The organism is Neisseria sp. GT4A_CT1 (assembly GCF_000227275.1).
Lineage (GTDB): Bacteria > Pseudomonadota > Gammaproteobacteria > Burkholderiales > Neisseriaceae > Neisseria.
This window is the reverse complement of sequence record NZ_JH164989.1, coordinates 1-1,161: the sequence shown is the minus strand read 5'-3', so window position 1 is coordinate 1,161 and position 1,161 is coordinate 1. Positions and strand designations below refer to the sequence as shown.

The window sequence follows — 1,161 nt, the reverse complement described above, 5'->3', positions numbered from 1 at the left end:
AGAACGTAGCAAACCGCACGTAAACGTTGGCACCATCGGTCACGTTGACCATGGTAAAACCACCCTGACTGCTGCTTTGACTACTATTTTGGCTAAAAAATTCGGCGGTGCTGCAAAAGCTTACGACCAAATCGATAACGCTCCCGAAGAAAAAGCCCGCGGTATTACCATTAATACCTCACACGTAGAATACGAAACCGAAACCCGCCACTACGCACACGTAGACTGCCCGGGACACGCCGACTACGTTAAAAACATGATTACCGGTGCCGCACAAATGGACGGCGCAATCTTGGTATGTTCCGCTGCCGACGGTCCTATGCCGCAAACCCGCGAACACATCCTGTTGGCCCGCCAAGTAGGCGTACCTTACATCATCGTGTTCATGAATAAATGCGACATGGTTGACGATGCCGAACTGCTGGAACTGGTTGAAATGGAAATCCGTGACTTGCTGTCAAGCTACGACTTCCCAGGTGACGACTGCCCGATCGTACAAGGTTCTGCACTGAAAGCCTTGGAAGGCGACGCCGCTTACGAAGAAAAAATCTTCGAACTGGCTGCTGCATTGGACAGCTACATCCCGACTCCAGAGCGTGCCGTGGACAAACCGTTCCTGTTGCCTATCGAAGACGTATTCTCCATCTCCGGTCGCGGTACCGTAGTAACCGGCCGTGTAGAGCGCGGTGTTATCCACGTTGGTGACGAGATCGAAATCGTAGGTCTGAAAGAAACTCAAAAAACCACTTGTACCGGTGTTGAAATGTTCCGCAAACTGCTGGACGAAGGTCAAGCCGGTGACAACGTAGGCGTATTGCTGCGCGGTACCAAACGTGAAGAAGTGGAACGCGGTCAAGTATTGGCTAAACCGGGTACCATCACTCCGCACACTAAATTCAAAGCAGAAGTGTACGTATTGAGCAAAGAAGAGGGTGGTCGTCATACTCCGTTCTTCGCTAACTATCGTCCTCAATTCTACTTCCGTACTACCGACGTAACCGGCGCGGTTACTTTGGAAGAAGGTGTAGAAATGGTTATGCCTGGTGAGAACGTAGCCATTACTGTAGAACTGATTGCGCCTATCGCTATGGAAGAAGGTTTGCGCTTTGCGATTCGCGAAGGTGGCCGTACCGTAGGTGCAGGTGTGGTTTCTTCTATCAT

At 50.9% G+C, this 1,161-nt stretch carries 1 protein-coding gene; it reads left to right on the top strand.

What is annotated here, in order from left to right; genetic code table 11:
- The coding region (gene tuf, locus HMPREF1028_RS12855; protein ID WP_009313198.1) for an elongation factor Tu at positions 1-1,161 on the top strand (1,161 nt) is incomplete at both ends.